Origin of the sequence: Streptomyces sp. LS1784 (assembly GCF_020103755.1) — a bacterium.
Classification (GTDB): Bacteria; Actinomycetota; Actinomycetes; order Streptomycetales; family Streptomycetaceae; genus Kitasatospora.
This window is the reverse complement of record NZ_JAHSQD010000657.1, coordinates 1-4183: the sequence shown is the minus strand read 5'-3', so window position 1 is coordinate 4183 and position 4183 is coordinate 1. Positions and strand designations below refer to the sequence as shown.

General features: G+C 74.6%; 3 protein-coding genes. All 3 read left to right on the top strand.

Annotated features, from left to right (window positions below):
• Window positions 1–105 precede the first annotated feature (105 nt).
• Window positions 106–1098, top strand: coding sequence for an asparagine synthetase A (locus KS423_RS39930; RefSeq protein WP_224284629.1), 993 nt, complete (start codon window positions 106–108; stop codon window positions 1096–1098).
• Window positions 1099–1328: 230 nt separating this feature from the next.
• Window positions 1329–2591: a glutamate synthase-related protein gene (locus KS423_RS39925; protein ID WP_224284630.1), complete on the top strand. Its 1263-nt coding sequence runs from the start codon at window positions 1329–1331 to the stop codon at window positions 2589–2591.
• Window positions 2592–2754: 163 nt separating this feature from the next.
• A partial coding sequence (locus KS423_RS39920; protein ID WP_224284628.1) for an amino acid adenylation domain-containing protein occupies window positions 2755–4183 on the top strand: 1429 nt, incomplete at its 3' end.

The window sequence follows — 4183 nt, the reverse complement described above, 5'->3', positions numbered from 1 at the left end:
CGGCCGAGCCGCCGGGCCGTCCGCCCGGCCGGCGCTCCACGACAGACGACCGCCCGCGCTCACGACGGCGGACCACGGACACCCCGAGAGAAGAGGACCCCGACCATGCCCGACACCACGCCCCTGCCCCCGACCGACCCGGGGCGGCACCTGACCGCGCCGGCCACCCGCAGCGCGCTGCGGATCCAGCAGCACCTGCTGACCGCCGCCCGCGAGTTCCTGCGCGGACGGGGCTTCACCGAGCTGCTGCCGCCGATCATCGGCCCGGTCACCGACCCCGGCGCGCGCGGCTCCAAGCAGGTGGACATCGACTTCTACGGCCACCGCTACAAGCTGATGACCAGCGCGATCCTGTACAAGCAGGCCTCGCTGCTCGCCTTCGACAAGATCTTCTGCATCGCCCCGAACGTCCGCCTGGAGCCGCTGGAGACCGCCGGCACGAGCCGGCACCTGGCCGAGTTCCACCAGCTGGACGTGGAGGTCGCCGGTGCGAGCCGGGACGACGTCGTCCGGCTGGCCGAGGAGCTGGTGGTGCACACGGTCGGCAGCACGGTGCGCGAACTGCCCAAGGAGTTCGCCGAACTCGGCCGGGACCCGCAGGCGTTCGCCGACCTCCTGAAGGGATCCTTCGGCCGCGTCCGGCACGCCGAGGCGGTCGCCGAACTGCGCGGCATCGGCCACCCGCAGAGCGCCGAGGCCGAACTCGACTGGGAGGGCGAGGCGTTGCTGTCCGCCCGGCGCGACCGGCCGTTCTTCGTCACCGACTACCCGAAGGGATCGCGCGGCTTCTACGACCGCGAGCACCCGGACGACCCGGGCCTGCTGCGGAACTTCGACCTGCTCGCGCCCGAGGGCTACGGCGAGCTGTGCAGCGGCAGCCAGCGCACCAACGACTACGCGGAGATCATCACCCGGATGAGGGAGACCGGCGAGAACCCGCAGAAGTACCGCTGGTACCTGGACCTGGTGCGCGAGGGCGTGCCGGCCAGCGCGGGCTTCGGCATCGGGGTCGAGCGGCTCACCCGGTACGTCGCCGGGCTGGACGCCGTCTGGCAGGCCAGCGCGTTCCCCAAGGTCGCGGGGGTGGTCTCGCCGTGAGCGAGCGGAGCGAGCTCACCATTGAGAGGGGCGAGTGGGCGAACGCCCCTGCCGAGCGCGGCGAGGTGGGCGGCGTGAGCGAGCGGAGCGAGCTCACCATTGAGAGGGGCGAGTGGGCGAACGCCCCTGCCGAGCGCGGCGAGGTGGGCGGCGTGAGCGAGCGGAGCGAGCTCACCATCGAGAGGGGCGAGTGGGCGAACGCCCCTGCCGAGCGCAGCGAGGTGGGCGGCGTGAGCGACCTGACCGCGCCCGGTTTTCCGGAGGAGGAGGTCCGGCGGCGGGCCCGTGCCGGGGCGGCCGCCGCGTTCCCTCCGGCCGAGGAGTACGGGCACGTGCTCTTCGGGGCCGGCCGGCCCGAGCAGGCGGCGCCGCCCGACGCCCTCGACGCCCTGCGGATCGTCCCGCCGCTGTTCCTGCCGCAACGGCTCGCCAAGCTGATCGACCTCGGCCGCGAGCCCGACTACCGGGACGTCGAACTCGCCACCACCGTCGGCGGGTTCGCCTCGGCGCTGCCGGTGTACGTCTCCGCGACCGGCTCCACCCGGGCGGCCGGCGGCGACCTCGGGCTGGCCCTGAGCCGGCAGGCCGGGGCGCTCGGGATCCCGATGGTGATCGGCGAGAACGTGGTGCCGGTCAACGGCTACGGCCGGCTCGGCGAGGCGGTCGACCGCACCCTGCTCGGCCGGCTGCGCGCCTACACCGAGGAACTTCCGGACGGGCTCGGCGGTGTGGCCGTCCAGCAGAGCACCGAGGACGCCGACGCCGAGGTGTGGAACCTCGTCCACAGCGATCCGGCTGCCCTTCCGCTGCTCGAATCCGGGCGGCTGGCCTTCGAGTTGAAGGTCGGCCAGGGCGCCAAGCCGGGCCTGGGCGGGATGACCGTGCTGGACGCGGATGCCGCCGCCGCGCTCGGCGACCGCTTCGGACTGGATCCGCTGTTCGGCGACGGGCGCGTGCTGCGCGCCGCCACCCCGGGCACCTTCACCGCGGAGATCCTGCGCCAGCAGATCCGGCTGATGCGCAACAACTACCCGCGGGTGCGGATCTGGGTGAAGCTCTACCCCGGCCGGGACGTGGCCGAGGCCGCCCGGGTGGCGCACGAGGCCGGGGCGGACGCCGTCGTGGTGGACGGCGCGGAGGGCGGTACCGGCTGGGCGCCGGGGGTGTTCCTGCCGCACGTCGGCCTGCCGCTCGCGGAGTGCCTGCGCCGGCTGGCGGCCGCGCCGCCGCCCTCCCTGCTGGTCTCCGGGCGGATCTGGGAAGGCGCCCGGGCGGTCAAGAGCCTGGCGCTGGGGGCCCGTGCGGTGGGCCTGGGGCGGGCGGCGCTGCTCGCTGTCGCGGAGGATCCGGAATCCGGGCTCCGCCGTTTCACGGAATGTCTCTCGCTGGAACTCCGGCTGCTGATCAGTGCGCTCGGGAAATACGCTCCGCAGGCCCTGGACCGGGAGGACGTCTGGTCCCCCGAGGGGTCCGGAATTCCGGTCGGCCGGTAGTCGACGACCCGCGCGGAATTCGGCACCGAGAAACTGCCGATTTCCTTCCCGTTCTTCTGCCGATAGGGCCGTCGAATTCCTCCTATCGTCAATCTCGTCGCCGTTCTCTCTCACGATCTGGGGCTGGATGATGTCCTCACGCGGTTTTCCCGTCGAATTCACGGTGCCCGCTTTCGCGCCGTTCGCCTCCGCCGCCGCCCGCTTCCCGGAGCGGCCCGCCGTCCGGGCCGGCGGCCGGACCGTCAGCTACCGGGAGCTGGACGGCCTGACCGCCGCCCTCGCCGCCCGGCTCGCCCCCGGGCGGACGGTCGCCGTCACCGGCCGCGACCGGCTGGACCACGTGGTCGCGCTGCTGGCGGTCCTGCGGGCGGGGGGCACCTACCTCCCGCTGGACCGGGAGGCCCCCGAGGAGCGCAACCGCTGGATCGCCGAGGACGCCGACGCGGACCTCGCCTTCGACGGCGAGGAGATCACCGGGCTCGGCGACGGGACGGGCGTGCGCGCGGGCGCCGGCTACGTCATCTACACCTCCGGCACCACCGGCCGCCCCAAGGGCGTGCACGTGCCGCTCGCCGCGCTCACCGGCCACCTGGCCGCCGTGGTCGAGACCTTCGGCCTGACCGAGCACGACGTGGTGCTCCAGTTCGCCCGCCCGACCGTGGACGTGGCCGTGGAGCAGGTGCTCGGTGCGCTGTCCGCCGGGGCCTGCCTGATCCTTCCGGAGCAGCGACTCCTCGCCCCGGCCGCGCTGCTGGACCTGCTGGACGCCGAGGGCGTCACCGTCGCCAACCTGGCGGCGGGCTACTTCCAGGACGTGGTGGCGGCCCTGGGCGGCCGGGTGCCGCGCACCCTGCGGCTGATGATCTCCGGCAGCGACAAGCTGGAGCCCGCCACCGCCGCCGCCTGGTGGTCGGCGACCGGGGTGCCGTTGCTGAACGCGTACGGGCCGACCGAGACCGTGGTCACCGCCACCACCCACCGGTCGGCCGGTGAGCAGTCGCAGGCCCGCGTGCCGATCGGCATCGCGGTCGGCGGGCGGCGACTCCACGTGCTCGACGAGAAGCTGCGCCCGGTGCCGCCCGGCGAGGCCGGTGAACTGTACGTCGGCGGGCCGCTGTTGGCCTCCGGCTACCTCGGCCGCCCCGGCCTCACCGCCGGCCGCTTCGTCGCGGACCCGTTCGCGGCACCCGGCGCGGAAACGGGCCCGCACGGAGCCCGGGGCGCCCGGATGTACCGCACCGGCGACCTGGTGCGCCGCACCACCGAGGACGGCCCGCTGGAGTTCCTCGGCCGCAGCGACCACCAGGTGAAGATCCGCGGCTTCCGGGTCGAGCCCGGCGAGATCGAGCAGGTGCTGGCCGGCCACCCGGGCGTCACCGGCTGCGTGGTGGTCGCACACGAGGGCCGGCTGGCCGCGTACGTCACCGGCGCCGCGCCGGGGTACGCCGAGGCCCGGGCCTGGCTGGCCGAGCGGCTGCCCGAGCACATGGTCCCGGCGACGCTGACCGCACTGGAGGCCTTCCCACTGACGGCCGGCGGCAAGGTGGACCGCGGGGCGCTGCCCGCGCCGCGGACCGTGCCGGAGGGCAAGC